This is a genomic window from Arthrobacter sp. Y3225116 (assembly GCF_059091245.1).
In genome coordinates this window covers 1-25,082 of the sequence record NZ_JBNHGL010000028.1, presented here as the reverse complement: position 1 = coordinate 25,082, position 25,082 = coordinate 1, and the positions used below count along the sequence as shown (strand labels likewise).

25 protein-coding genes are annotated in these 25,082 nt (G+C 65.9%); 10 read left to right on the top strand and 15 right to left on the bottom strand.

Annotation, left to right across the window (positions count from 1 at the left end):
- Positions 1-71 precede the first annotated feature (71 nt).
- Complete coding sequence (locus AC5RV2_RS05090) at positions 72-1,214, bottom strand: acyl-CoA dehydrogenase family protein (protein WP_494091468.1); 1,143 nt, start codon at positions 1,212-1,214, stop codon at positions 72-74.
- Between the two features lie 550 nt (positions 1,215-1,764).
- Here AC5RV2_RS05090 and AC5RV2_RS05085 point away from each other — a divergent pair.
- From AC5RV2_RS05085 to AC5RV2_RS05075, 3 genes are read left to right on the top strand one after another with little or no spacing between them, the layout of a single operon-like run.
- Positions 1,765-2,868: a LolA family protein gene (locus tag AC5RV2_RS05085; protein WP_494091465.1), complete on the top strand. Its 1,104-nt coding sequence runs from the start codon at positions 1,765-1,767 to the stop codon at positions 2,866-2,868.
- The gene (locus AC5RV2_RS05080) at positions 2,865-3,830 is read left to right on the top strand and encodes an ABC transporter ATP-binding protein (RefSeq protein ID WP_494091464.1); all 966 of its coding nucleotides are present in this window, start codon (positions 2,865-2,867) and stop codon (positions 3,828-3,830) included. The genes AC5RV2_RS05085 and AC5RV2_RS05080 overlap by 4 nt, the downstream gene beginning before the upstream one ends.
- Before the next feature lie 46 nt (positions 3,831-3,876).
- Positions 3,877-4,773: an ABC transporter permease gene (locus AC5RV2_RS05075; RefSeq protein WP_494091467.1), complete on the top strand. Its 897-nt coding sequence runs from the start codon at positions 3,877-3,879 to the stop codon at positions 4,771-4,773.
- 47 nt (positions 4,774-4,820) lie between these two features.
- Here AC5RV2_RS05075 and AC5RV2_RS05070 read toward each other — a convergent pair whose 3' ends face one another.
- The 7 genes from AC5RV2_RS05070 to AC5RV2_RS05040 all read right to left on the bottom strand — a co-directional run bounded on the left by AC5RV2_RS05070 (position 4,821) and on the right by AC5RV2_RS05040 (position 10,481).
- On the bottom strand, positions 4,821-5,846 hold the full coding sequence (locus AC5RV2_RS05070) for a GmrSD restriction endonuclease domain-containing protein (RefSeq protein WP_494091463.1): 1,026 nt from the start codon (positions 5,844-5,846) through the stop codon (positions 4,821-4,823).
- Positions 5,843-6,418: a hypothetical protein gene (locus AC5RV2_RS05065; protein WP_494091462.1), complete on the bottom strand. Its 576-nt coding sequence runs from the start codon at positions 6,416-6,418 to the stop codon at positions 5,843-5,845. Before AC5RV2_RS05065 ends, AC5RV2_RS05070 begins: the two co-directional genes overlap by 4 nt.
- A gap of 466 nt (positions 6,419-6,884) precedes the next feature.
- A complete protein-coding gene (locus AC5RV2_RS05060; RefSeq protein WP_494091461.1) occupies positions 6,885-7,286 on the bottom strand; it encodes a VOC family protein in 402 nt (133 codons plus the stop codon).
- A gap of 190 nt (positions 7,287-7,476) precedes the next feature.
- The gene (locus AC5RV2_RS05055; protein WP_494091460.1) at positions 7,477-7,932 is read right to left on the bottom strand and encodes an SRPBCC family protein; all 456 of its coding nucleotides are present in this window, start codon (positions 7,930-7,932) and stop codon (positions 7,477-7,479) included.
- A complete protein-coding gene (locus AC5RV2_RS05050) occupies positions 7,925-8,269 on the bottom strand; it encodes an ArsR/SmtB family transcription factor (RefSeq protein ID WP_494091459.1) in 345 nt (114 codons plus the stop codon). Before AC5RV2_RS05050 ends, AC5RV2_RS05055 begins: the two co-directional genes overlap by 8 nt.
- Positions 8,270-8,421: 152 nt before the next feature.
- Positions 8,422-9,858, bottom strand: a complete 1,437-nt coding sequence (locus AC5RV2_RS05045) for a DUF5129 domain-containing protein (RefSeq protein WP_494065056.1) — start codon at positions 9,856-9,858, stop codon at positions 8,422-8,424.
- A 146-nt stretch (positions 9,859-10,004) separates the two neighbouring features.
- Complete coding sequence (locus tag AC5RV2_RS05040) at positions 10,005-10,481, bottom strand: SRPBCC family protein (protein ID WP_494065055.1); 477 nt, start codon at positions 10,479-10,481, stop codon at positions 10,005-10,007.
- 178 nt (positions 10,482-10,659) lie between these two features.
- Here AC5RV2_RS05040 and AC5RV2_RS05035 point away from each other — a divergent pair, with 178 nt between their 5' ends.
- On the top strand, positions 10,660-11,706 hold the full coding sequence (locus AC5RV2_RS05035) for an NAD(P)-dependent alcohol dehydrogenase (RefSeq protein WP_494091458.1): 1,047 nt from the start codon (positions 10,660-10,662) through the stop codon (positions 11,704-11,706).
- A 35-nt stretch (positions 11,707-11,741) separates the two neighbouring features.
- Positions 11,742-12,767 carry an LLM class flavin-dependent oxidoreductase gene (locus tag AC5RV2_RS05030; protein ID WP_494091466.1) on the top strand — a complete coding sequence of 342 codons (1,026 nt, stop codon included), beginning with the start codon at positions 11,742-11,744 and terminating at the stop codon, positions 12,765-12,767.
- Positions 12,768-12,954: 187 nt separating this feature from the next.
- Here the strand turns inward: AC5RV2_RS05030 and AC5RV2_RS05025 are convergent, their stop codons facing one another.
- The 5 genes from AC5RV2_RS05025 to AC5RV2_RS05005 form a co-directional block, all read right to left on the bottom strand.
- Positions 12,955-13,683 carry a hypothetical protein gene (locus AC5RV2_RS05025; protein ID WP_494091457.1) on the bottom strand — a complete coding sequence of 243 codons (729 nt, stop codon included), beginning with the start codon at positions 13,681-13,683 and terminating at the stop codon, positions 12,955-12,957.
- Between the two features lie 171 nt (positions 13,684-13,854).
- Entirely contained in the window at positions 13,855-14,019 is a 165-nt protein-coding gene (locus tag AC5RV2_RS05020; protein WP_494091456.1) for a hypothetical protein, read from the bottom strand.
- Between the two features lie 13 nt (positions 14,020-14,032).
- Positions 14,033-15,097 carry an ATP-dependent DNA ligase gene (locus AC5RV2_RS05015; protein ID WP_494091455.1) on the bottom strand — a complete coding sequence of 355 codons (1,065 nt, stop codon included), beginning with the start codon at positions 15,095-15,097 and terminating at the stop codon, positions 14,033-14,035.
- Between the two features lie 184 nt (positions 15,098-15,281).
- Positions 15,282-16,289, bottom strand: coding sequence for a fatty acid desaturase family protein (locus tag AC5RV2_RS05010; protein ID WP_494091454.1), 1,008 nt, complete (start codon positions 16,287-16,289; stop codon positions 15,282-15,284).
- Positions 16,290-16,590: 301 nt separating this feature from the next.
- Positions 16,591-17,460, bottom strand: coding sequence for an IclR family transcriptional regulator (locus AC5RV2_RS05005; RefSeq protein ID WP_494091453.1), 870 nt, complete (start codon positions 17,458-17,460; stop codon positions 16,591-16,593).
- Positions 17,461-17,557: 97 nt separating this feature from the next.
- Between AC5RV2_RS05005 and AC5RV2_RS05000 the strand changes: the two genes are divergently transcribed.
- From AC5RV2_RS05000 to AC5RV2_RS04985, 4 genes are read left to right on the top strand one after another with little or no spacing between them, the layout of a single operon-like run.
- Positions 17,558-18,547, top strand: coding sequence for an ABC transporter substrate-binding protein (locus AC5RV2_RS05000; RefSeq protein WP_494091452.1), 990 nt, complete (start codon positions 17,558-17,560; stop codon positions 18,545-18,547).
- A gap of 9 nt (positions 18,548-18,556) precedes the next feature.
- Positions 18,557-19,765, top strand: a complete 1,209-nt coding sequence (locus AC5RV2_RS04995) for a cytochrome P450 (protein WP_494091451.1) — start codon at positions 18,557-18,559, stop codon at positions 19,763-19,765.
- A 22-nt stretch (positions 19,766-19,787) separates the two neighbouring features.
- Complete coding sequence (locus AC5RV2_RS04990; RefSeq protein ID WP_494091450.1) at positions 19,788-20,102, top strand: 2Fe-2S iron-sulfur cluster-binding protein; 315 nt, start codon at positions 19,788-19,790, stop codon at positions 20,100-20,102.
- 2 nt (positions 20,103-20,104) lie between these two features.
- Positions 20,105-21,361 carry an NAD(P)/FAD-dependent oxidoreductase gene (locus AC5RV2_RS04985; protein ID WP_494091449.1) on the top strand — a complete coding sequence of 419 codons (1,257 nt, stop codon included), beginning with the start codon at positions 20,105-20,107 and terminating at the stop codon, positions 21,359-21,361.
- Between the two features lie 173 nt (positions 21,362-21,534).
- Here AC5RV2_RS04985 and AC5RV2_RS04980 read toward each other — a convergent pair whose 3' ends face one another.
- Complete coding sequence (locus AC5RV2_RS04980; RefSeq protein ID WP_494091448.1) at positions 21,535-22,941, bottom strand: NAD-dependent succinate-semialdehyde dehydrogenase; 1,407 nt, start codon at positions 22,939-22,941, stop codon at positions 21,535-21,537.
- 298 nt (positions 22,942-23,239) lie between these two features.
- The gene (locus tag AC5RV2_RS04975; RefSeq protein ID WP_494091447.1) at positions 23,240-23,623 is read right to left on the bottom strand and encodes an RNA-binding S4 domain-containing protein; all 384 of its coding nucleotides are present in this window, start codon (positions 23,621-23,623) and stop codon (positions 23,240-23,242) included.
- 189 nt (positions 23,624-23,812) lie between these two features.
- Here AC5RV2_RS04975 and AC5RV2_RS04970 point away from each other — a divergent pair, with 189 nt between their 5' ends.
- Positions 23,813-25,036, top strand: a complete 1,224-nt coding sequence (locus tag AC5RV2_RS04970; protein WP_494091446.1) for a glycerophosphodiester phosphodiesterase family protein — start codon at positions 23,813-23,815, stop codon at positions 25,034-25,036.
- Positions 25,037-25,082: the final 46 nt, after the last annotated feature.

Here is a 25,082-nt window from a genome sequence, read left to right as displayed (position 1 = left end):
CACGCAAGCAGGCCGCGCCGGCCGGGCATGCGGCACGCAAGCAGGCCGCGCCCGCGGGGCGGTACCGTCCCTCAGCGGATGAAGTGGCGGGAGATGAGCAGCCGCTGGATCTGGTTGGTGCCCTCGAAGATCTGCATGACCTTGGCCTCGCGCATGTACCGCTCGGCCGGGAAGTCCCGGGTGTAGCCGGCCCCGCCCAGCACCTGCACGGCGTTGGTCGTCACGCTCATCGCGTTGTCGGTGGCCACCAGCTTGGCGATCGAGGCCTCCCGGCCGTAGGGAAGGCCGGCGTCCTTCAGCCGGGCCGCCGTCAGGTACATGGCGCGCGCGGTTTCCACCTCCACCGCCATGTCGGCGATCAGGAAGGCCAGCCCCTCGTGCTCGATCAGCCGCTTGCCGAAGGCCTCGCGCTCGTTGGCGTAGGAGGCGGCCAGGTCCAGCGCGGCCTGGGCCAACCCGGCGGCCACCGCCGCAATGCCCAGCCTGCCCGAGTCCAGCGCGGCGAAGGCGATCGCCAGGCCCTGGCCTTCCTCACCGATCAGGCGATTGGCCGGGACATACACGTCGTCGAAGTTCATCGTCGCCGTGGTCGAGGCAGTCAGCCCCATCTTGTGCTCGGGCGGCGCCGCGCTCAGGCCTTCGGCGTCGGCCGGAACCAGGAAGCAGGAGATCCCGTGCCGGGGATCGTCGGACGTCCTGGCCATGACGGTATAGAAATCGGCCTCACCGGCGTGCGTGGTCCAGGCCTTCGCGCCGCGGATCACGTAGCCCTCGCCCTTCCGGACGGCGCGGGTGCGCATCGCCGCCGGGTTGGAGCCGGCATGTGATTCGGAGAGGCAGTAGGCACCCAGGGTGTCGCCCGAGAGCATCTCCGGCAGCCAGGTTTTTCGCTGTGTGTCGCTGCCGAAATGCACCAGCGGGAAGCAGGAGAGGGCGTGGACGCTGACGCCCACCGCAACGCTGCCCCACGCCGCGCCGAGTTCCTCCAGGACCTGCAGGTACACTTCGGCCGGCTGGCCGCCTCCGCCAAACTCCTCCGGGTACGGCAGGCTGAGCAGCCCGGCTTCCCCCAGCATCCGGAAGATCCCGCGCGGGAACCGCTCGGCGGCCTCGGCCGCGGCCGCCTGCGGCAGCAGCTCGCGGTCCGCGATGTCGCGGACCAGCTCGATCAGGTCCTGTGCTTCCTCCGTCGGCAACAACCGTTGCACAACCATCGCCACTCACCCCTCCGGCTACCGGCCTGGGTGCGGACCGGCTCCTGGATTGCCGCAGCCAGACCGGGTTCGCCGGGCCGCTGCGCTGCGTCCATGTCATTGCGTGAGTCAACTACAACACGGCAACAGGGGCCTGACAAGCATGATCCCCGGCGTGTGTGCGGACCGGTTTGAGGCCGGTGTCCCGGCCGGTGTGGGGCCGGTGTCCCGGCCGGTGTGGGCCGATGTGGGGGCCGGTGTCCCGGCCGGTCGAGCCGCGCTGCCGAGCAACAGGAGCAGTCGCTGGACATCGGCGACTGCCGCGATCACCCAGGGCGGCCGAGCTGTGCGAGAGCGGCCTTCCGCGACGGGGCTGTGTCGACTTTCGGCCGCTCTCGAGCTCGGCGCGGAATGCCAGCACCTTGCGTCGGCCGCTCTGAAGCCTCGCGCCGTTGCGAGGGCCGGCGCAGACCGGCATCCAGATCGGCTTCGCTTTCACTGGTGACCCGGCGAGGCGGGAAGCGTAGGCTGGGAAGCGAGTCCTGCAGCAGCAGAAAAAAGGTGATGTGCCATGGACCGGACGTGGAAGCGCTGGCTGCCCGCCGCCGTCGTGCCCGCAGTCATTGCCGGCGGGGTGCTCGCCGGTTCCCTGCAGGCCAACGCCGCAACGGACTTGCCGGACAAGACCCCGCAGCAGCTGCTGGAATTCGTGGCGGACAGCGACGTCCGAGAGCTCTCCGGCACGCTGGAACAGGACTCCGCGCTGGGGCTGCCGGAACTTCCCGAGGACCTGCCCGCGGACGAGGGCGGACAGGTGGCCGAGGCGCTGGAACTGCTGACCGGTTCCCGCACCGCGCGCGTCTATCTGGACGGGCCGGACCAGGCCCGGCTGCAGATCTTCGACCGCTTTGCGGAGCGCGACGTGATCCGCAACGGCTCCGAGGCCTGGGTCTACAGCTCCAAGGAGAACGAGGCGGTTCACCTGACGCTGCCCGCCTGCGCGGACGGGGGCAAGAATCACGACGGCGGCGCCTCCCGCCCGGGTGGCGCCTACACTCCCGAACAGCTCGCCGATCACTTGCTGGCCAAGATCGGTCCGGAAACGAAGGTGTCCGTCGGCGCCGATACCGAGGTCGCCGGGCGCAGTGCCTATCAGTTGCTGGTGGAGCCGAACAGCACGGCCACGCTGGTGGGATCGGTGACCGTCGCCGTCGACGCCGAGACCGGCCTGCCGCTCAGCCTCCGGGTCGCCGCCCGGGGACAGCAGGATCCGGCGTTCCAGCTGGGCTTCAGCAAGCTGAGCCTCGAGGCCCCGGATCAGAGCCTGTTCGAGTTCACCCCGCCGGCGGGTGCCAGCGTCACCGAAAAGGCCGTGCCGCGGCACGGAAAGCAGCCACCGTCCGGACGCCATGGCCAGCACGACGCCGGTGCTGCCACGCCGAGGGATGACGTCACCCTCCATGGCTCCGGCTGGGAAACGGTGGCGGAAGTCCCCGCCGGGGCCCTGCCGGAGGGCTGGGAAGACTCGCCTCTGCTGGCCCAGGCCACCGAAGCGGTGGACGGCGGCAGGCTGATCTCCACCGCCCTGGTCAACGTGTACCTGACCGACGACGGCCGCGTCCTGGCCGGGTCGGTCCCGTTCGAGTCGTTGCAGGCAGCCGCGGAGGCCCGGTGAACGGCAGCGGCAACCCTGCCGCGCTGGTCATCGAGACCTCCGGACTGACCAAACGCTTCGGCCGGCAAACCGCCGTCGACTCCCTTGACCTGGCCGTCCCGCACGGCTCCGTCTTCGGCTTCCTGGGTCCCAACGGCTCGGGGAAAACCACCACCATCCGCGTGATGCTCGGGCTGGCCGCCGCCACCAGCGGGAGCGTCCGGATCTTCGGGCAGGACATGCCCGGGTCTTTGCGGGACGTGCTTCCGCGGGTCGGAGCCCTCATCGAAGGCCCGGCGTTCTACCCGTTCCTGTCCGGCGCCGCTAACCTGCACCGGCTGGACACCGCGGACCGCCATGCCCCGTCAGACACCCGGCGGGAGAGGATCGGCAGGGCGCTGGAGCGGGTCGGCCTGACCCAGGCCGCGGACAAGAAGGTGCGCGCCTACTCGCTGGGCATGAAGCAGCGGCTGGGCATCGCCAACGCCCTGATGATGCCGCGCCAGCTCCTGGTGCTGGACGAACCCACCAACGGGCTCGACCCGCAGGGCACCCGCGAAGTCCGCAGCCTGGTCCGTTCGCTGGCGGGGGAGGGCACCACGGTATTCGTCTCGAGCCACCTGCTCTCCGAGGTGGAGCAGATCTGCACGCACGCGGCCGTCATGCGCGCCGGAAAGCTGGTTGCGCAGGGGGCCCTGGACGAGGTGCGCCGGGCGGGCCTCACCCACGTGAGCATCCAGACCCCCGACATCGACGCCGCGCGCGGCGTGCTGCGCGGGCTGGGCCTGGAACCCGAGGTCCCGGACGCCGCACTCGACGGACAAGTGAACGCCCCGATGAACCAAAGCGGTCTGCTGCCCGAGCACATCGCCGCTGCCCTCGTGGCGGACGGCGTGCGGATCCGCGGGTTCACCGTGGAGGCAAGCAGCCTCGAGGACCGGTACGTGGAGCTGACGGGAGAGGGGTTCGACGTTGTCCAGTGAGCAGCAGCCGAGCCCGGGCGGCGACCGCCGGCTGGGACCCGAAATCGTGGAAGTCGAGGCCCCCGCCGAGGAAAACCCCGGCGCTTCGGCGGCCCCTCCGGCCGAGGGACAAGAGCGCGGCAAGTCCGCCGGATGGGCCTTCTTCGGTTCCGAGCTCAGCGTGCTGTTCCGACGCGGCCGGACGTGGGCCCTGCTGCTGGCCCTGGCCGCCGTCCCGACGCTCATCGCGGTGGTGGTCCGGTTCGCTGCGGACGAGGGAGGGCCCGGCGGCGGTCCACCGTTCCTCAACCGGATCACGGACAACGGATTGTTCGTGGCGCTCACCGGGCTGGTGGTGTCCATCCCGTTGTTCCTGCCGCTGACCGTCAGCGTCGTTTCCGGGGACACGATCGCGGGCGAGGCGGGCCACGGCACCCTGCGCTACCTGCTCAGCGCCCCCGCCGGCCGGCTGCGGCTGCTGGCCGTCAAGTACGGTGCGGCGGTGGCCTTCTGCGCTGCGGCGGCGCTCGCCATCGCGATCACCGGCGCGCTGATCGGCGGCCTGCTCTTCGGCGTCGGGCCGGTGACCCTGCTGTCCGGCGACACGATCGGCGTCGGCGAATCCCTGCTTCGGCTGCTGCTGGTAGCCGCCTACGTTGCCCTGTCGCTGGCAGGGTTGGCGGCCATCGGGCTTTTCATCTCCACCCTCACCGAAGTCCCCGTCGGTGCGATGGCGGCGACGGCAGTGCTCGCCGTCGTCACGCAGATTGTCGGCGCCCTGCCGCAGCTGGAGTGGCTGCACCCGTGGCTGTTCACCCACCACTGGCTCAGCTTCGCCGATCTGCTGCGCCAGCCCATCTCCTGGGACGCCTTCGGCGCCAACGCCCTCCTGCAGGGCTCCTACATCGCCGTTTCCTGCGCCCTGGCCTACGGCCGTTTCAGCACCAAGGACGTGCTGTCCTAAGAAGCTACTTGGCAGGTGACCAGCCCTTTACTTCCGGCTATACCCGACTACGCAAACTCCCGTAGCCGTCCTTCGGATATGCCATCCAGTAACCCGCCAATGATTTCGGCTCGGCGAACTCTGGTCGACCTGTCGTTCGTCCCCGAGCGAGTGTCCGCATAATAATCCTCAGCCACGGTTCCGACCCCGTCTTCGTTACCCAATGCCGCCCGGTCGACTTCCGCGAAGAAGTCCTTGAGAGCTGGTCCTCGAAGGCCTAAGTCCACGGCTCCCCTTCGCTGACGAACATCAATCTCAACGAGAAGCGTGAAGAGATCCGCCTTTTGCCATACACGGCTTTTAGCAGGAAAATCCATTGCGTCAACTGTAGTGAAAGCCGACGTAAGACGTTTACGGAGGTCTTTCTCTTGTGGCAGTTCGTCGTTGTAACGCTCAAGGTACTCCTCGTGCTCCGTGTCGCGGTTGAAGTATGTCGATAGCATGGTAATGACCAAAGTTAGCGTCCACCGAACATCGTTCATCCGCTTCACGTCTAATGTGCTGAATACGTTATGTCTCTCGAAGAACGCGTTTTGGCTGACATCATCACACAGTTTTTTGAGTGCGCCGTCGTACCGAGCATTATTTACCTCCATTGCATTCAAGCTATACGAGGTTGAATTGATGCGATAAAAAAGATCCCTTGTTTGAAGATCAGTCAGCGGGCCTAGGTCTCGTACGACTACCTCATATTCGAGAAATCTCTCTTTGTCTTCTTTGTTAAGGTCTGAATAACCTGGCATCCCGATAAGTTTCAAATCAGGTGAGCCGCTGAAATATTGGTGAAGTGTCGTTATGCGTTGTTGTCCGTCAACGATCAGTTCAGTTCCCTCTCCGGTGTCAGTATCAACCGACCCTGAAGCAATAAATATCTCAGGGAAGGGGAGCCCGTCGAGAACAGTCTTCAGAAATGCTAGTTTATGTTTGTTGGACCAGACCAGCCTTCGCTGAAACTGGGGGTTCGGGACGAGCGTTTCATTCCGTATGCCCGTCAACAAGACTCGAAGTTTTCGATTGGTGGCCGACGTCCTCATTCTGGTTCCTTTTCCATTTTGCAAAGCGCTACGGCTTGTTCTTGATACTCTTCCAGAAAATCAATATCGTAGTAAATCCCTGCATTGACGCTGTAGGGGCCACATACTTGATCGGAGGTTAATTCTCGAAAAAACTCAAACCATTCGTCCGCTAAAGGTAGTGCGGGTGATGGCGGAAGAGCGTCTGGCCGCAACCAACCGGAGAGATGCTTTGAGGTGAAGAGTTCGCGTTTATTCCATCTAAAAGTCTTATCAATACTTAAAAGCGACGAAACTTGCCGCCATATTTTCGTATAGAGCTCGCGAGAGACTATGGCCACATCAATGTCACTAGTGTCGTTGAATATCTTCCAACGCTTCGACGGTGCAATTGAAAACCCGAGCTTCGCAGATCCGACAACATAGATGCTGGTTGGATGTATGTCAAAACGTTTAGCAACAGCCCCTCGCAGGTCTGCATACTGGTCGTCAGATATAGCCGAACAGCTTCCCATAGTAAGGAAACGCTGGACGATCGCAGTATTATCGACCTGCTCTAGGGCCGTTTTGAATTCTTCTATAGACTCAGGCAATGCGTACATTCCTAAAAATCGCTGTCGGTTTGCGCTTTGTGTGTGTTCAGCAATTGCTCCACATCCTCGCCAGGGGGAATCTGGGCCTTTGCGGCAGCATTCGAGAGTGATGCAAGCGCCGGGCGACTGTGCCCATCACTCCCCCTCCGATCGAGCTTTGGCCCAGCTTACCGGAGAAAGGTTTATCCCCTGCAAGTTCTGAGCTGCCGCGCTTTTAAGGGCGGGGGTGTGTGAGGGGCAATCCGACCTTGACGAGTTCTTAGAACGCTTGATAACTACGCAGTGGACGTTGACCGAACTACTAAAGTGCACGAAAGTGGAACCTGGGTCTTCTGTCTAACCTGTTGCAAGCAAGCTGCGCGGATCTTCAAAATTAGCGGAGCTTCGCAGTGAGGTGGGACAATTGAGGTACGTCGCACCACGGGGGCTGAACTCTGTCTGTCCTAGCGGGAAGTCTGCTAGGTAGTTATTGCATCCCGGCCTGTTCGTCGGGCTGATGGATGCCGATGGTGTTGTTTTCCGTGTCCAGGTAGTAGCCCTGCCACGCCATTCCCGGCAGCGCGTACTTGGGCAGGGCCGTTTGGCCGCCCGCCTCCAGGATTTTCCGTTCGGTTGCGTCGTAGTCATCTACCTCCATGGTGACCACCCAGGCGTTGGTGCCCTGGCCGGTCCCCGGGGTCGGGGCGGGGCGCTGCATGAGGCCTCCGTTGATGCCGGGTTGGTCCTCCGGGCCGGTCACGACTCCGTAGTAGGGAGTGCCTGTGACCTGTGAATAGTCCTCGAACGTCCAGCCGAACACGGTGGCGTAGAAGTTTTTCGCTCGTTCCAGGTCTTCTGCCTGGATCTCAAAGTGCACGGGTCGGGCCATGGCGGACTCCTCTGCTGGACGCGGGTGCTGATGGTCTCCAATCATGCTATCCAGCGGGGGAGTGTCAAGAGGGCCGGCCGGCGTCAGCGGCGCCGGCCGGTCTGGCGGGTCTCGGACACGCGGCGACGGCAGGGAAGCGGCCCGAAAGCCGCGCCCCGCCGTCATGATGGGGAAAAGGAGGTTCTGCCGGCTACCGGAGCTGCTCTGCGAGGATGTCGAAGGCTTCGCTCCAGCCATCGTGGACGTTGTTGTCGCCGGCGAAACCGTCGATGCCGCGCAGGTGGAATGTCATCTCGGTGCGGCCGCCCTCCAGCTCGGCCAGCTCCACCGTGATCACCGGCGAGTCTTCGCGCCGGTCGCCGGGGGAGGCCCAGGTGAAGACCAGCCGCTCCGGTTCGACAACTTCGAGGTACTCGCCGGCGGTGGGGTATTCGCTGGCGTCCGGCGCGATCATCTTGTAGGCGTAGGTGCCGCCGACGCGGGCGTCGATCCTGACGAACTCGCGCGGGCTGTCCACTTCGCGCGGGTGCCACCAGCGCGCGGCTTCGTCCGGATCGGTCCACGCCCGCCAGATGGTCTCGCGCGGGGCGTCGAAGACGCGGGTGATGGTGAATTGCTTGTCCTGGGTGGTGGTTTGCTCAGTCATTTCCGGCTTCTTCCTTGAGTTCACGGAGCCGCTCGTCCAATAGGTCAAAGCGCTCGTTCCAGAGACCTCTGTGGTGGTCGATCCAGGCCGAAACGTCGTCCAGGGGCTCGGTGCGCAGAGTGCAGGTGCGCCACTGTGCGGTGGCTGTGCGCTCGATCAGCCCGGCATTCTGCAGCACCCGCAGGTGCTGCGAGATGGCGGGCCGGCTGATCCGGAACGGCTCTGCCAGTTCGCCGACCGTGGCGGAACCCTGTCGCAGCCGGGACAGGATGGCCCGGCGGGTAGGGTCGGCCAGCGCGGCGAAGACCAGGCTCAGCTCGTCCGAAGCCCCTGCCATGTAAGCAACTCCTTATGTAAGTAGTTTCTTAATTTTACGCCGGCACGCGACCGCGTCAAGAGCAAAAGCATCTGTCCGAGGACACCGTGAGCGCGGCTCGGCCCCTCCGGAAACGGGGGAGCGGCGACCGCACCCTCGTTGTTCCCCCGGTCCTAGAATCGCGACGAACTGCCCGAGCCGCTGAAGCTCCCGCCGCTGCTGCCATAGCCGGTGGTGCTGCCGGTGCTGCGGGAAGAATCGACGCTGCTCTGTGCATAGCCGTAGCCGGCGCTAAAGGAGTATGCCGAATAGAACATGTGCGGCGGGTACACGGTGTCCAGGATCGTGGGGGAGGACTCCCGCTCACCGCTGCTGAGTTCTTCGTCCATCTCCTCGCGCATCTTGTCCTTCTCCGAGGACGTCTTGGCATACGCGTCAATCACCGTGTCCGCGTGTGCTTTGAGCAGGTCGGTGAATTCGCTCCGGCTCTGTTGTACCAAGCGCAGCGCGGCGTCCGGCGTGGTCCGTCCGTCGGCGAGCCCGGCGGCCCAGTCCTCCAGGTCACCGAGTGTCCGGTCGCGGAAGGAGCGCAGCGCGGCAGCCGTCGCGGAAGAGCGTGCGGTCTCGGGCCCCTCCTGCAGCAGCGAATCGATGCCGTCCACGTCCTCGCGCAAGGGCGCCACTTGCCGGTCCCAGGCGCGCTCCCATCCCGAGGCAAGGTTCAGGAACGTGTTCGTATCGGCTATGACGTCATCCAGCGCGTCCAGCTCCGACGCGATACGCGCGTACTCGGCGGCAATCTTGACGTTCTTGCCCGATTTCAGCTCCTTCTCGCTCAGGGCGTGCACCCTGTCGTTGAGCTTGCTGGCTTCCGTGTAGCCGGTCATGAAGCCGCGGTATTTTTCCAGCACCCGCGAGCCGTATTCCGACCCCGTGGGAATGGTGTTCGCGTTGACCTCCGTGGCGTCGAGATCCATGGATACGTTGGAGTAGCTGCGGTCCCCGCGTTCGATCTCGCGGCGTCCTCTGAGTAGATTCTGCCGACGCACTCCGTAGCGGACCCCGAAGGACCCGGCGAGGGCGATGCCCGCCGCCCAGAGGCTGCCGATGAAGACCCCGGAGCGGTACCACGGGCGGTTGATTAGCTCCGCGCCGCGCTCGATGCCGGCGATTGTTCCGTCCGTCCACTGGGCATCCCGGAACAGCTCCTTGGTGGATTCCTGGATGTCCTCGCGCTGTTCAAGCGGGATCTTGCGGTCCTCGCCCATGTAGGTTCCGACCCACCGGCCGACCGGATCCAGCGCGAAGATGAAGAGTCCGTCCGCCCACTTCTGGCCGTCGGGGCTGAGCCACTCCGGGCGCTCCGCGCGGGCAAAACGCAGCACCTCTTCATTCAGGTTGGCAGAGGCAGAGCCGTTGTAGGTGTAGATGGCAACACTGGTGGGCTCATAGAAGTCGATAGCCTCCACGGCGGGCAGCAGCGTGTTTTGGTCAAGGACACCGGCGTTGTCCTCCACGACCACCTCGGTGGGGGTCTCAGCGTGGGCGGCCGGGGCCGACCCCAGCAGCCCGGCCAGCACCAGCACGAGTGCGCCGATCGTCCTCTTCATGTGTTCCGTTCCTTGGTTCCGTGGCATATGTGTTCACGGGCACCCTACACGGAGCGGGGAAACAGGCGGGGCAGGTGGGCGCTGAGCACGGCGGTGGGCCGGCTCCAAGAGCCGGCCCACCGCCGTCGTTATTGTGCTTTTGGGAGCTAGAGCTGCGCGCCGGTGGCGCCGCTGTCGTTTACTTCTCCGCGCCAGGCACCGGTCTCGGTGCCGCGGGTTTCGATGAACTCCTTGAACTTGCGCATGTCCGACTTCACTTGCTTGTCGTCCAGGTTCAACGTGGCGCCGACCTTCTCGGTGAAGGTTTCGGGATCCCACTCGAAACGCACCGACACCTTGGTGCTGTCGGCACCCAGCCGGCTGAAGGTGACGACGCCGGCATGGGACTTGCCGTCGACGCTGCGCCAGGCGATGCGCTCGTCCGGCTGCTGCTCCACGATCTCGGTGTCGAACTCGCGCTCCACGCCGCCGACCTTGGTCTTCCAGTGGTTGGTGGTGTCGGTCAGCTGGGTCACGGACTCAACGCCGGACATGAAGTTCGGAAAGGATTCGAACTGCGTCCACTGGTCATACGCTGTGCGGACCGGAACGGCTACATCAATGGTTTCTTCCACGGTTTGCATCAGTTGCCTCCTTTGGAATCGGGCCAGGGCCGCTGTTGCGCCCCTTGAGGTGGCCTCGTTGCCTACGCTACACAGGCTGGTGAAAGGTGACAACTCGATAGACAGCTTGCTGACCATTTTCTGCAGTGCGTAGGGTGGCGTGTGTAGCAATCGCAGAGTCAACCGTCAGGAGTGAATCATGCGCGCTGTAGTGTTCGAGGACTTCAAGACTTTTCCCACCATCAAGGACGTCGAGCGGCCGAAGCCGCGGGCCGGGGAGGTGCTGCTGAAGGTCGCCGGCGCCGGAGCCTGCCACTCCGATGTCGCCATTTACAACGACTTTGAGGCCGGGGGCCCGGGAGCCGTACCGCCGCCGTTTACGCTCGGCCACGAAAACTCCGGGTGGGTTGAAGAGCTCGGGGAGGGCGTGGAAGGCTTCAACGTCGGCGATGCCTATCTGGTCTACGGGCCGATCGGCTGCGGGCACTGCAAGGCCTGTTCGCGCGGCCAGGACACGTACTGTGAAAACGCGGCCAAGATGCCCTACCTCGGCGTGGGGTTGGGGCGCGACGGTGGGATGGCCGAATACGTGTCCGTCCCGGCCAGGAACTTGGTGCCGCTCGGCGACGCCGATCCGGTGGCCGCGGCGCCGCTGGCCGACGCTGCGCTGACTCCGTACCACGCCATCAAGCAGTCGCTGCCGCACCTGGCCGGCGGCGGCAAGTACGCGTTGGTCATCGGGCTGGGCGGCCTGGGCCAGATCGCCGTGCAGATCCTCAAGGCGCTGACCGGCGCCACCGTCATCGCCACCGACATGAAGGAAGATGCGATGCGCAAGGCCGAAGAGGCCGGCGCCGTGACCGTTCCCGGCGGCGAGGGGCAGGCCGAGCGGATCCGTGACATCACCGGCGGCCGCGGCGTCGATGCCGCGTTCGACTTCGTGGGCGTGGGCCCGACCGTCAAGACCGCCGCCGCGTCCATGGCCCGGATGTCCAGGCTGACGGTGGTGGGAATCGCCGGCGGCACGCTGGAGTGGAGCTTCTTCACCAACCCGTACGAGTCCGTCATCACGAACACCTACTGGGGCACCATCGAGGACCTGCACGAAGTGGTGGACATGTACAGGGCCGGGCAGATCGTTCCGGAGATTGAGCGCTACAGCATGGACGATGCGCTGGAGGCCTACCGCAAGCTGCAGGCCGGCGAGCTCAGCGGCCGGGCCGTGGTGGTTCCGCACGGGAGCTAGGGAATTGAAGTACCGGCGGCGGGGTTGTGGCGGATATGAAGCGCATCGGTTTCCTGTCCTTCGGCCACTGGAGCCCCGCCGTCGGCTCGCCGGTTCCCACCGCCGGTGAGGGGCTGCTGCAGAGCATCGACCTTGCCCTTGCGGCCGAGGACGTTGGCGTGGACGGCGCGTATTTCCGCGTGCACCACTTCGCGCGGCAGCAGTCCTCGCCGTTTCCGCTGCTGGCAGCCATCGCCGCGAGGACCGGCCGGATCGAGATCGGCACCGGCGTCATCGACATGCGCTATGAAAACCCGCTCTACATGGCCGAAGAGGCGGCGGCCACGGACCTGATCAGCGGCGGCCGGCTGCAGTTGGGGATCAGCCGCGGGTCACCCGAGCCGGCGCTGAACGGCGCGGCGGCCTTCGGGTACCGGCCGGCCGAGGGGGAGACCGATGCGGACATGGCCCGGCGCCATACCGCGGTGTTCCGCCGGGCCATCACGGGTGCGGGCATGGTTCCCGCCGACCCGAACCACCTCCAGGGCAGGCATGCCGGCATGCTTCCCGTGGAGCCCACGTCCCCGGGGCTGCCGGAGCGGATCTGGTGGGGTGCTGGCTCCCGCGCCACCGCGGTGTGGACCGCGGAGCAGGGCATGAACCTGATGAGCTCCACCCTGCTGATCGAGGACACCGGCGTGCCCTTCGATCAACTGCAGGCCGAGCAGATCCACCTGTTCCGCGAGGCGTGGCAGAAGGCCGGCCACGCGCATGCTCCCCGGGTATCGGTCAGCCGCAGCGTGATGCCGATCGTCGACGACGAAGACCAGCGCTACTTCGGGCTGCGCGGCCAGGCCGACCAGCACGACCAGGTCGGCATGCTCGACGGCACCCGCTCGCGGTTCGGCAGGAGCTACATCGGCGAGCCGGACACAATCGGCGAAGAGTTGGCCCGGGACCAGGCGGTGCAAGCCGCGGATACGGTGCTGCTGACGGTGCCGAACTACTTGGGCGTGGAGTACAACGTGAAGATGCTGGGCAACATTGTGCAGCACGTGGCACCGGCCGCCGGCTGGCGCTGAGACACCTGGCCGGCGTCGGCTCGTTGCTGCCGCTGAGACCCGGCCCGGCGCAGGATGCGCGGTCCGGGCGGAGTTAGCGGCTCGGCCGCTACCGGCCAGAGCCGGCCCCGCCAGCGCACCGCCAGCGGCACCCCTTGGGGTGTGAACCGGATGTCGACCGGCTCAACGAGACTCCGGGCATCGAAGCTCAGCCGTTGCCTGCCGCCTCGCGCTCCTTGTCGAGGAGCCACCAGTCACCGAGCCGTGCTGCGGTGGCGCGCTGCGCGAGACCTCTATCGACAAGATCGCGCCCGTCTAGCGCGTCAAGGATCTCAAGCCGTTCAGCGAGCAGCGCCTGCTGCTCCGCGCTAGGGAGCGAGCGCAAGCGTTCGCCGAGCGCAGCAAGCCTAACCTCCCGCATAGTGCAGTTCCGTGAACCAACCAGGCGCGCGATGAGTGCGACAGCGCCCAACATTCCCGTAGCGACGATTGGCACCGCGAGCATAGGCAGAGTCGCCGGCTCGGAACGCCAGCTGTGCCACCATAGCGACCCAACTGCACCCGCCACTGCCAGGAAGGCCGCGGCGATTCCGTAGCCCTCCCTCGGCCGACCGAAGCGCCACCAATCGACGAGCGCCCATACCTGGCCGACCGCGGCGACCCAGAAGCAGATCACTACTACCGAGCGCGCCATATCCGGACTCATCATGCCAGTGCCCGAAAAAACGTCAGCCCCCGAGCCGCCGATCGGCGCTAGCAAGCCGCCGAGCGGCGCGACCAGAGCGATCCCCTTGGCGAGCCCAGCAATCGTTGAGACCGACATCCCAGTCCGGAGCGATGGTGTGTCGAGCGCCTGCTGCCACTCGAGCGATCCCAGTCGCACACCGTTCTCAAACTGGTCCTCGCGGGCCTGCCGGACTGCGTTGGATTTATTCACAGTATCGGTTGTAGCACAGACTTCAGGTCCTCTTGGATCATGTGGATAAAGCGGCGATTCCATTGCAAAGGCTCGCTCATTTTTGTAGGTGGGGGACCGGCCTGCGGGACAAATGGAACGCTTCATGGATGAGAATCCGGTTGAGGTTTCTCAGGCCTTTCGTGGTTCGGATCAGTCGTGATCCGCCTTGGCCAATAGCGCCCAAGCGCTGTTCGATATGAGGTTGAGCGCGGTGAAAAGCACGCCCATAAGCACGAGGCCTTGGATGCCACCACCGAGAGTTGCCGGGTAGGTGGCTGACGCCTTCAGCGACATCAGCCGGGCTTTCGGGTTCACGACTTGGAGTGCACTACAGCAGCACGTCGTTCAGGTCATAGGAGACCGGCTCGTCCAGTTGCTCGTAGGTGCACGACTCCGGATCGCGGTCCGGCCGCCAGCGGACAAACTGCGCGGTGTGCCGGAAGCGCTCGCCCTCCATGTGGTCGTACTTGACCTCCAGCACCCTCTCCGGCCGGAGGGGCACGAAGGACAGGTCCTTGCCGCCGCTCCAGCGGCTGCCTTCGGTCGTCAGGGGTGTGCGCTTGCCGGCTTCGTGCTGCTCCCGGTTCCAAGGGTGGTCGTCCGAATCGGCAATCAGCGGCTGCAGCTCCTCGAACAGCTCCTCGCGGCGTTTCATGCTGAACGCCCCGGCCACGCCCACGTGCACCAGGGTTCCGCCGTCGTTGTACAGGCCCAGCAGCAGCGAGCCCACCAGACCCGGCCCGCTCTTGTGGACGCGGTAGCCCGCGACCACGCAGTCGGCGGTGCGCTCGTGCTTGATCTTGAACATGCTCCGCTTGTCCGGCTGGTACTTTCCGTCCAGGGGCTTGGCCACCACGCCGTCCAGCCCTGCCCCCTCGAACTCTCCGAACCACCGCTCGGCCATCACCGGGTCGGTGGTGGCCCGGGTCAGATGGATGGGATTGACGACGGCGGAGAGCGCCTTCTCCAGCGCGGCCCGCCTTTCCTCGAAGGGGCGCGAGGTCAGATCGTCGTCGCCGAGGGCGAGCAGGTCGAAGGCCACGAACCGGGCGGGTGTCTGCACCGAGAGGAGCTTGACCCGGCTGGCCGCCGGATGGATCCGCTGCTGCAGCATCTCGAAGTCGAGCCGGCCGCCGCCCTCACCCACCAGGATGATCTCCCCGTCCACCACGCAGCGCTCGGGCAGCTGCTCCCGGAACGCGTCCACCAGTTCGGGGAAGTAGCGCGTCATGGGCTTCTCGTTTCGGCTGCCGATCTCCACTTCGTCGCCGTCGCGGAAGATGATCGACCGAAAGCCGTCCCATTTCGGCTCGTACGTCATTCCGCCGTCGGGGATCTTGGCCACGCTTTTGGCCAGCATGGGCGGAACGGGTGGCATCACGGGCAGGTCCATGCGCCCATTCTCTGTGCTGGCCCAGCCGGTGTCCATGCCCGCGCGGACGGGGAGGACGCCCCGGCCGGAAGGAATCCGGGTCGGCGGGCTGGTAATTTGGCGGCTTCGCCAGCCTGCAGTTCGCCGACCGGTGGTGGACGTCCTCCCAACCGGTACACCCGGCGGGAGGTGGATTTGGCAGGCCTTAAACCCGGCGGTAGATGTCCGCCACCGGACAGTGGAAGGGGTCGGAGGCGGCTATGCCTACCGCGCCCAGATAGCGGACGATGGCCGCATAGGATGCCAGCAGGCTGGTCTCCGTGTACGGGATGGAGTGCTCGCGGCAGTATTCGCGAACCATCGGCGCAGCCTTGCTCAAGCAGGGACGGGGCATGTCGGGGAATAGGTGGTGTTCGACCTGACGGTTCAGGCCGCCCATCAGCAGGTCCATGATCCAGCCGCCGCGGATGTTGCGGGAGGCCGTCACCTGGCGGGTGACGAAGTCCGGCCGGCTGGATTTGGAATAGATCGGCATGCCCTTGTGGTTCGGCGCAAACGACGCGCCCATGTAGAAGCCGAACACCGCCATCTGCACGCCGATGAACGCGAAGGCCTGCCCCAAGGGGAGCAGCCAGAAGACAACCGTGAGCAGCACCGCGGCGCGGGCCACGAGGATGCCCAGCTCCAGCCAGCGGTGCTCCACTTTGCCCTGGCGGATCAGGTACTTGAAGGAATCCACATAGAGGCTGAAGCCCAGGAACGGCAGCAGCGGGAACAACAGGTAGCCCTGCAGCCGCGTGACACGCACCATTGCGCCGCGGCGGCCGGCCGCAGCATCCGGATGGAAGGCGATGGATCCCGTCCTGATGTCCGGGTCCTTGTCCACGGTGTTGGGAAATCCATGGTGCTTGGTGTGTTTGCGCATCCACATGGCGTAGCTAATGCCCACCAGGCAGGTGCCCACCAGCCGGGCAGCCCATTCGTTGACCCGCTTGGTCTTGAAGACCTGCCAATGGGCCGCTTCATGGGCAATAAAGGCGAACTGCGTGAACAGTATTCCCATGCCGGCCGCGATCAGAAGCTGGAACCAGCTGCTCCCGAGCAACGAGAATCCCGTCCAGGCCGCGGCCAGCAGCAACGTGAGCACTGCGAAGAGGGTGATGTAGTAGCCCCTGCGGCGGGTCAGCAGGCCGGCGGACTTCATGCGGGCCATGAGTGCCAGGTATCCGGCCGCGATACTGTTCGGTACCGGGGACGGGCGAGCCGGTTCGCGAGCGGAATTAGGCTTGGGAGCCGTATAGATCTGGGGCTCGGGCTGAAAGTCCATGACATGCCTTGCGTCCGGCGGGGTGAATACAGTCGGTGCAGCCGGCCGTCAAGCTTCAGCACCAGTCTTGTGAACTTACCGCCGCTGCGCCAGGTTGTCACCGGTAGGAGGCGCCCCGGCCATCATCCGGACCGAATTCGAATGCTGTGAGGGGGCACCGCCTAGGTTGTGAGGTAGGTGGCAGCTTCTAGCGACGAGGATTCGGCCGCGGCGCGGTGGGCAGGTACTCCATCGAGTCGAGGGATGAGCTGACCAGCGGCCGGTACCGGCCGCCGGGGGTCGCTTCAGGGTCGTGGGCGGGGGCATAGGCAGCATGGAGGTCCTTGCTGATGGCCTGTGAGGCGGCCTGGAGCAACCGAACAAACGGGATGACGGCGGCGTCGTCATTCGGCACAACCACGCCCACCGAGGCCACGACCACGTTGTTGGCCCCTCGTACCGGGACGGCAATCCCACGCGCCTCGGGGTGGATGTAGCCGCTGCCGCATGCATAGCCGTCAGCGCGGATTTGCTGGAGCAAGGAACGCAGGTTGTCCGGTGCTTGCACGGTTTGTTCGGTGTAGCGGAACAGGGCACCGGTGAGCACCTCGTCCTGGAATGCGGCATCGGAGTGAGCCAGGAGCACCAGCCCGCTGCTGGAGGCATGCAGCGGCAGCCGCCCGCCCACCAGCGTCACATTCACCACCGCATCCCGGGTGGACAAGCGCTCCAGGAACAACACTTCGTGCCCCTCCAGGATGCCCAGCTGAGTGTGCTGCCGCACCCGCGCCTGCACTTCCTGCAGGTACGGCTTGGCGATCTCACGCAGCCCCAGCGCGCCGGGAGTCCGGCAGGCGATTTCCCACAGCCGCACGCCCAGCCGATAGGTTTTGTCGGGCTGGCGTTCCAAGAGGCCGAACTGTTCCATTTCGGCCACCAGCCGGTGGGTGGTCGCCAAGGCGAGGCCGCTGCGGGCGGACAGTTGGGACACGGTGAGGAACACGGCGTCCACGTCGAAGGCTCCCAAGACCTGCATGATGCGGCTTAACGCCGAGCGCCCGGCTGAAGCTCGCGCCACCGAAGTTTCCTTTCATCGGAAATCCTACTGTTCCCCGATTGTGTCACAGCTCATAGTTCTGTACGTCGGCAGAGCAGCCGGAAGAACTTAGCGCAGGGTGACCACGCCCGGCACGGGAAGGAAGAAGATGCTTCGACGGAGAGACATCACCACAGCGGCAACTTTCGCCATCATGACGACGGCGGTGCTTGGCTTGAGTGCCTGCGGGGGCGGTGCCGCAGCAGTCACCGGCGGAGGAGACGAGGCCGTCCAGGTGGGCTACTTCCCGCTCGTGCACACGTCTACCGCGGTCAACGCCGATGAAAGCGGAATCTTTACGGATAACGGCCTTAACGTCGAGCTTGTACAGACGCAGGGCGGGGCCGCCGCCATTCCAGCCCTGATCTCCGGCAGCGTCGACGTCACCTACAGCAACTACACCTCCGTGCTGCTGGCGGTGGAGCAGGGCCTGCCCCTCCGAATGGTTTCGGGCAACGATGTCGGCAGCTCCGATCACGGCATCTTCGTCGCGGCAGGGTCCGGCATTGAGAAATTTGCAGACCTCAAGGGCAAAACGTTCGCTGTGAACAATCTGCAGAACATCGGCACGGTAGCCATCAAGTCGCACCTGGAAGATGCTGGGTTGGACGCCGGCGACGTCGACCTGGTCGAGATGCCGTATCCGGACATGCAGGCCGCACTCGAACGTGGAGCGGTGGATGCCATCTGGCAGGTTGAACCGTTCCAGGCCAGCGCAAAAGCGGCCGGACTGGTCAAGCTGGGCGACCTGTTCAGTGGGCCAGTGGCCGACATGCCGGTTGCCGGCTGGGTCACCACTGAAGCCTTCGCCACGGAAAACCCGGAAGCAGTGGCGGCTTTCCAAAAATCCATCGCCGCATCCGCCGAGGAGCTTCAGGACAACCGCGAGCGGCTGGTCGAACTGGTGCCGACCTTCACTAAGGTGACGGCGGACGTCGTCAAGGCGGCGGAGATGCCAAGGTTCCAAGGCGACCTCGACGTCGAGCAGCTGCAAAAAACCGCCGACCTGATGTTCAAGTACAAGATCACCGACAGCGAGCTGGACGTTCAGTCGCTGGTCGCGAAGTAGGAGGAACCCATGACCGTCGAAACCCTGGCCGCCAAGGCACCCGCGCTGGACCTCGATCCGTTCAGCGACGATTTCCTCACCGACCCGTACGATGCGCATGAGCAGATGCGCGAAGCCGGCCCCGTATTCTGGCTGGAACGGTACGGCCTCTACGGCGTAGCCCGCCATGACGAGGTCTCCCAAGTGCTGGCGGACCACGAGACCTACGTGTCGTCCCGAGGCGTCGGGATTTCTGACTTCGCCAAGGAGAAGCCGTGGCGACCACCTAGCCTGCTGTTGGAGGCCGACCCGCCGGAGCATACGAAGGCGAGGCATGTGGTCACCAAGATCCTGACCGTCAAAGTACTGCGTTCGCTGAAGGAAGGCTTCCAGCGGCGCGCTGACGACCTGGTAGCCCGGGTGGCGGCCAAGGGCGGCGAGATCGACGGTGTCGCCGAGCTGGCCGAGGCCTACCCGCTGGAGGTGTTTCCGGACTTCATCGGACTGCCCAAGGACGGCCGAGAGAACCTGCTGCCATACGGCTCCATGGTGTTCAACACCTTCGGGCCGCGCAACAGCCACTTCGAGCTGGCCATGGAACGCGGCGCCAAGGCACAGGCGTGGATCATGGCGCAGTGCCAGCCGGGAGCCCCGGCTCCGGACGGGCTCGGCGCACAGATCCATGCCGCGGCTGCAGAGGCCGGATACAGCGAGGAGGACCAAGCCAGGCTGCTTCGCTCATTCCTCTCGGCCGGCGTGGATACCACCGTGCACGGTATCGGAAATGCCCTCCAATGCTTGGCAGAGAACCCGGAACAATTCGCGGCCCTGCGCGCGGATGCTTCACTGGCGCGCGCGGCCTTTGAGGAAACAGTGCGCTACTCGTCGCCTGTCCAGACGTTCTTTCGCACCACCAACAAGGACACGGAATTGGCCGGCCTGACACTGCCGGAAGGCTCCAAGGTCCTGATGTTCTTGGCAGCCGCCAATCGCGACCCGCGACAGTGGGATAACCCCGACAAGTTCGACATCCAACGCAAAGCCACCGGGCACGTGGGCTTCGGGTTCGGCGTCCACGCCTGCCTAGGCCAGATGCTGGCGCGCTTGGAAGGCGAGTGCTTCCTGACCGCCTTGGCCCGCCACGTGAAGCATCTTGAACCGGCCGGCGCGCCAAAGCAGCAGCTGAACAACACGCTGCGCGGACTGGACAGCCTGCCGCTGCGACTGACAGCCGCCTGAGAACCAAGGAAAGGACCGGGCCATGCCCAAAGTAACGTTTATTCACCCCGATGGCATGGAGACCGTGCTGGACGCCGACCCCGGGACCAGCGTGATGCGGGCAGCTGTTTCCCATGGCGTTCCGGGCATCGTCGCCGAGTGCGGCGGGTCTGCGATGTGCGCCACGTGCCACGTCTACGTGGGAGACGGGTATCTTGACCGGTTGCCGGCGGTCAGCGATGTGGAGGACGAGATGCTGGACTGCACTGCCTCCGCACGCTGCGCCAACAGCCGCCTCTCCTGCCAGCTCCCCGTCGAGGCAGACATCGCCGTCCGGTTGCCGGAAGCGCAGGTCTGAACGTGGCAGTCGAAGCGGGAACCCTCATCATCGGCGCCTGCCAAACAGGAGTGCAGCTAGCAGCCAGCCTGCGCGACTACGGCGACACCTCGCCGATCATCCTCGTGGGGGAGGAGCCGCATGCCCCGTACCAGCGTCCCCCGTTGTCGAAAAACCTGTTCGACGGGACGGTTGATGCGGCGGCCCTCTCCTTCCGCACCGCGGACTGGTACCAGCGCCAGGACATCCAGTTGGTGACGGGCGAGCGGATCGTGCAGGTCGAACGGAACTGCGACGGCGGTGTCGCTACCTCTGCTGCGGGGCGTCGCTTCCGCTTCGCCCGGCTGGCGCTGGCCACCGGCACCGCCGCGAGGCGGCTGCCACTCGAAGGGGCGGAATTTGCCGGCGTGCACTACCTGCGCGATGCCTCAGACGCCGAAATCCTCGCCGCGGATCTGGCGGCGGCTCGAGACGTTGTCGTGATCGGCGGGGGATTCATCGGACTTGAAGTGGCGGCCGGAGCCCGCGTCGCGGGCAAACACGTCACAGTCCTCGAAGCAGCCCCGCGACTCGTCGGCCGGGCGGTTGCCGAGGAGACCAGCGAATACTTCCGTGCCGCACATCAGCGCAGGGGGACCGACGTGTTGCTCAATGCACGAATCCTCCGCCTAACCGGGCTGGATGGCAAAGTACGAGGTGTGGAACTCGCCGATGGCACCCGGGTGCCGGCCGACGTCGTCCTGATCGGGGTGGGCGTAGCGCCGCGGACGGAACTTGCCGAGCAGCTGGGGCTCTCCGTGGACAACGGGATCCTGGTGGACGAGTACGGCCTGTGCTCGGACGGCCTTACAGTAGCGGCCGGCGACTGTGCCAACCTGCCCAACCCCTACGAACACGGCAACGGCGGCAGGCTGCGGATGGAATCTGTTCCGCACGCCTTCGAGCACGCGAAAACCGCCGCCGCCAGCCTACTGGGCGGCCGTGAACCGTACCGGATGCTGCCGTGGTTCTGGTCCGACCAGGCGGATATAAAATTACAGATTGCCGGCCTCTCCGCGGGCTTCGACCAGACAGTGCTGCGGGGAGATACGACCGGCGACAGGTTCAGCCTTCTGTACTACCGCGAGGGCAGGATTATCGCCGCAGACAGCGTCAATTCTCCGGCGGACTTCATGGCGGTACGGCGTGCCCTGGCCGATGGCCGGGACATCCAGGCCGAGGCCGCTGCGGACGGCAGTGCCCGGTTGAAGGAACTGATAACGGAACCCGCCGGCGCCTGAGCAGACGCGGCCGGCGAATGGCCCTTTAGTCCAGGGGCAGGGGCCGTTTGCCGCCGTGTGCGGTGCCCGAATACCGCCACCCCGAAGCGGGCCGGTCTCAGAAAGCAAAGATCAGCAGGCGCCCTTCCCGCGAGCGGGAAGGGCGCCTGCTGATCAGTCGATGCCGGACCGGGTTAGTCGGCGATGTAGAACAGGCGCTTGTTGACGAACTCGTCCATGCCCAGCGGGCCAAGCTCGCGTCCGAAGCCGGAGCGCTTCACGCCGCCGAACGGGATGTCGGCGCCTTCTCCGACTCCGTTGACGTTGGCCATGCCCACCTCCAGCTGCTGGGCGATCTTGCGGGCGCGCTCCTCGTCCGTGGAGAAGACGACGCCGCCCAGCCCGTAGTCGGTGTCGTTGGCCAGTTCCAGGGCCTCTTCGTCGCTGCTGACCTTGTAGACCACAGCCACCGGGCCGAAGAGCTCTTCGCGGTAGGCGCGCATCTCCGGAGTGACGCCGGTCAGAACGGCCGGGGCCAGGTAGGCGCCGGGGCCATCGTGGAGGGTGCCGCCGGCGTGCAGGGTGGCGCCCTTGTTGACGGCGTCCTTGAGCTGCTCGGCCAAACCTTCGGCCGCCGCGCGGGAGGAGAGCGGAGCGAAGGTGCCCTCGGCCTCTTCTGCCGGGTCACCGGGCTTGAGGTCCTTCGCCAGGTTGGTCAGCTCGGCCACGAAGTCGTCGTAGATGTCCTCCATGACGATCATGCGCTTGTTGGAGTTGCAGGCCTGTCCCGTGTTCTCGATGCGGGTGGCCCACGCCTGCTCGGCGGCCGCCTTGACGTCGTCGGTGTCCAGCAGCACGTAGGGGTCGGAGCCGCCCAGCTCCAGGACGGCTTTTTTCAGGTTCTTGCCGGCGAGCTCGCCGATGATGGCGCCGGCCCGCTCGGAGCCGGTCAGCGAGACACCCTGCACGCGCGGGTCGGCAATGATGTCCGCGATCTGCTCGTGGCTGGCGAAGAGGTTGATGTACACGCCGTCGGGCACGCCGGCGTCGTCCATGATCTTCTGGATGGCCAGGGCGGAGCGGGGGCAGGTCTCGGCGTGCTTGAGGATGATGGTGTTGCCCAGCATCAGGTTCGGCGCGGCGAAGCGGGCCACCTGGTAGTAGGGGTAGTTCCACGGCATGATGCCCAGCAGCGGGCCGACCGGCAGCTTCTGGATCATGGCGCGGCCGCCGCCGATGGCCTTGATTTCCTGGTCCGCCACCAGCTCGGGCCCTTCGGTGGCGAAGTAGCTGAAGATGTCGGTGCAGAACTCGGCCTCGCCCTTGGACTCGGACAGGGGCTTGCCCATTTCCTCGGTGATGATCGCGGCGAGCTCGTCGGCCCGCTCGGTGAACAGTTCCGCAATGCGGGACACCACCTTGGCGCGGTCCGCGATCGGCGTGGCCTTCCACGCTGTGTAGGCGGCCTGGGACCTGGCGAGGGCGTCCTTGACCTCGGCGTCTGTGGCGGTGGGGAATTCCTCGACCACCTCGCCGGTGGACGGGTTTTGGACCCGGTAGCCCGGCTGGGTGGATGAAGCGGCGTGGGAAGTGGTGGTCACAGCCCTGATCTCCTTCAGATAATGACATAGCAGCGGGACGGCGGCGCGGCCGTCTCCGCTTCCCATCTTGTACCGTCCGGCCGGTTATGTGAAGTGAGTTACGCTCACGGCATGGAACTAAGAAGCCCGGCCCGGTCTGGGACGACCGGCGGCGCAGGCGGGGCGGTGCGGCACCGGCCCGACCGGACGCCCTGGGCGGCCACCGAATAGCTTCCGGGTTCCCGTTCCCAGCGGCCGCTGAAGCGCCGCCGGGCTCCCGTTCCCGAGCGGCCGCCGAAGCGCCGCCGGGCTCCCGTTCCTAGCGCGGGCCGCGCAGCCTGTCCATCTCCCGCCGGTCCTTCTTGGTCGGCCTGCCGGTTCCCCGGTCGCGCTGCGGAATCCCGAGCGACGGCATCGCCGGGCGCGGCGGCGTGTGGTCCGTGAAGCAGTGCGAGGCCGCCTCGGCCCCCACCCGCTTGGCGATCAGCCGGCGCACTTCCAGGATCCGTTCGAACCCGGGCTGCCGCACCCGCAGGGTGTCGCCCGGGACCACGGGCTGGGAGGCCTTGACCGGGTTGCCGTTGAGCCGGACATGTCCGGCACGGCAGGCGGCGGTGGCCGCGGAGCGGGTCTTGTAGGCGCGGATGGCCCACAGCCACGCATCGACGCGCACGGAGCTCGGGGTATTGGCGGAAGTGTTCATGCCCCTCCGAGTCTAGCGCCGCCGCGGCGGCATCCCCTGGTGGTCCGGCCGCGCCGTCGCCAGGCCCCGCCCCTGGGCGGTGTCTCCTTTCACCGCGAGTTCACAGCCAGTTGGCCCGCAGGTCCACTGGCGCTGTGAAGCTCGGTGGCGGGGAAACCCGGATAACCACTACGAAGGGCGTCATATCCCATGGCATCTCGCCTGCTCAGAACATTGACCACCTCCGCCGCGGCCGTCGCCGTCGGCGCTACCCTCGTGGCCGCCCCGGCGGCCGGCGCGCAGAACAACCAGGGCGGGCAGGATGAAGCCCCGCTGCTGATCGGCCACCGCGGCGCCGCCGGCACCGCCCCCGAAAACACGGTCGCGGCCTTCAAGGACGGGCGCGCCTCCGGCGCCGACTTCTTCGAGATCGATGTCCAGCTCAGCGCCGACGGCGTGCCGTTCCTGTTCCACGACGACACTCCGGCCCGGACCACCAACGTGGAGGAGGTCTTCCCCGAGCGTGCCGGCGACCCCATCACGTCCTTCACCTGGGACGAACTGCAGCAGCTCGACGCCGGTTCCTACTTCGGCGACCAGTACCACGGGGAACGGATCCCGCACCTGGACGACGCCGCGAAGATTGCCACGGTGAACACCGGCGTGTACATCGAGATCAAGTCGCCGAAGAACTCCCCGGGCATCGAACAGCTCGTCGCCGACGAGCTCCGCACCGATGCCGCGTGGAAGAAGCTTGTCGCCGCCGACAAGGTCCAGGTCCTCGGCTTCGACGAAGCCTCCAACCGCACCTTCGCAGACCTGGCTCCCGAGATCGCGCTGCAGCAGCTCTCGAGCACCGTACCGGGCCCGGCCACGCTGGAATCCTGGGCGACCTTTGCCGACTCGATCGGCACCAACTACCGCACGCTGACGGCGCAGAAGGTTGCCGACGCGAAGGCCGCCGGGCTGGTCGTCGGCGTCTACACCGCCAACTCGCCCGAGGCGGTCCAGCACTCCATCGACCTCGGCGTCGACGCCGTCACCGGTGACTTCCCGATCCAGACGATGCGCTACCTGGACGGGCGGAAGCCCTTCCCCGCGGGCACCGGCCTGGAAATCGAAGGCGCGGTGAACGACCCGGCCGGCAGCGACGTCCAGCCGGAAACCGGCGAGCACGTGGTACTGCGCAACACGGCGAACCACAGCATCGACGCCAGCGGCTACATCATCCGCGACGCGGCAAACAATATCCTGACGGTCGGCGCGGGCTATGTGCTTGCCCCCGGCGCGGAGCTGCGGGTCTACACCGGTCCGGGCACCAACAGCGCCGACGCCTACTACAACAACGGCACCGCGTCAGTGCTGAACAACGGCGGCGACTCCATTGCGCTGTGGACCCCGCAGGGCACGCTGCAGGACGTCTTCGCCAACTAAGCGGCGGGGTCTGCGCCGCCGACGCCGGCACCCCGGGCAGCCTTGC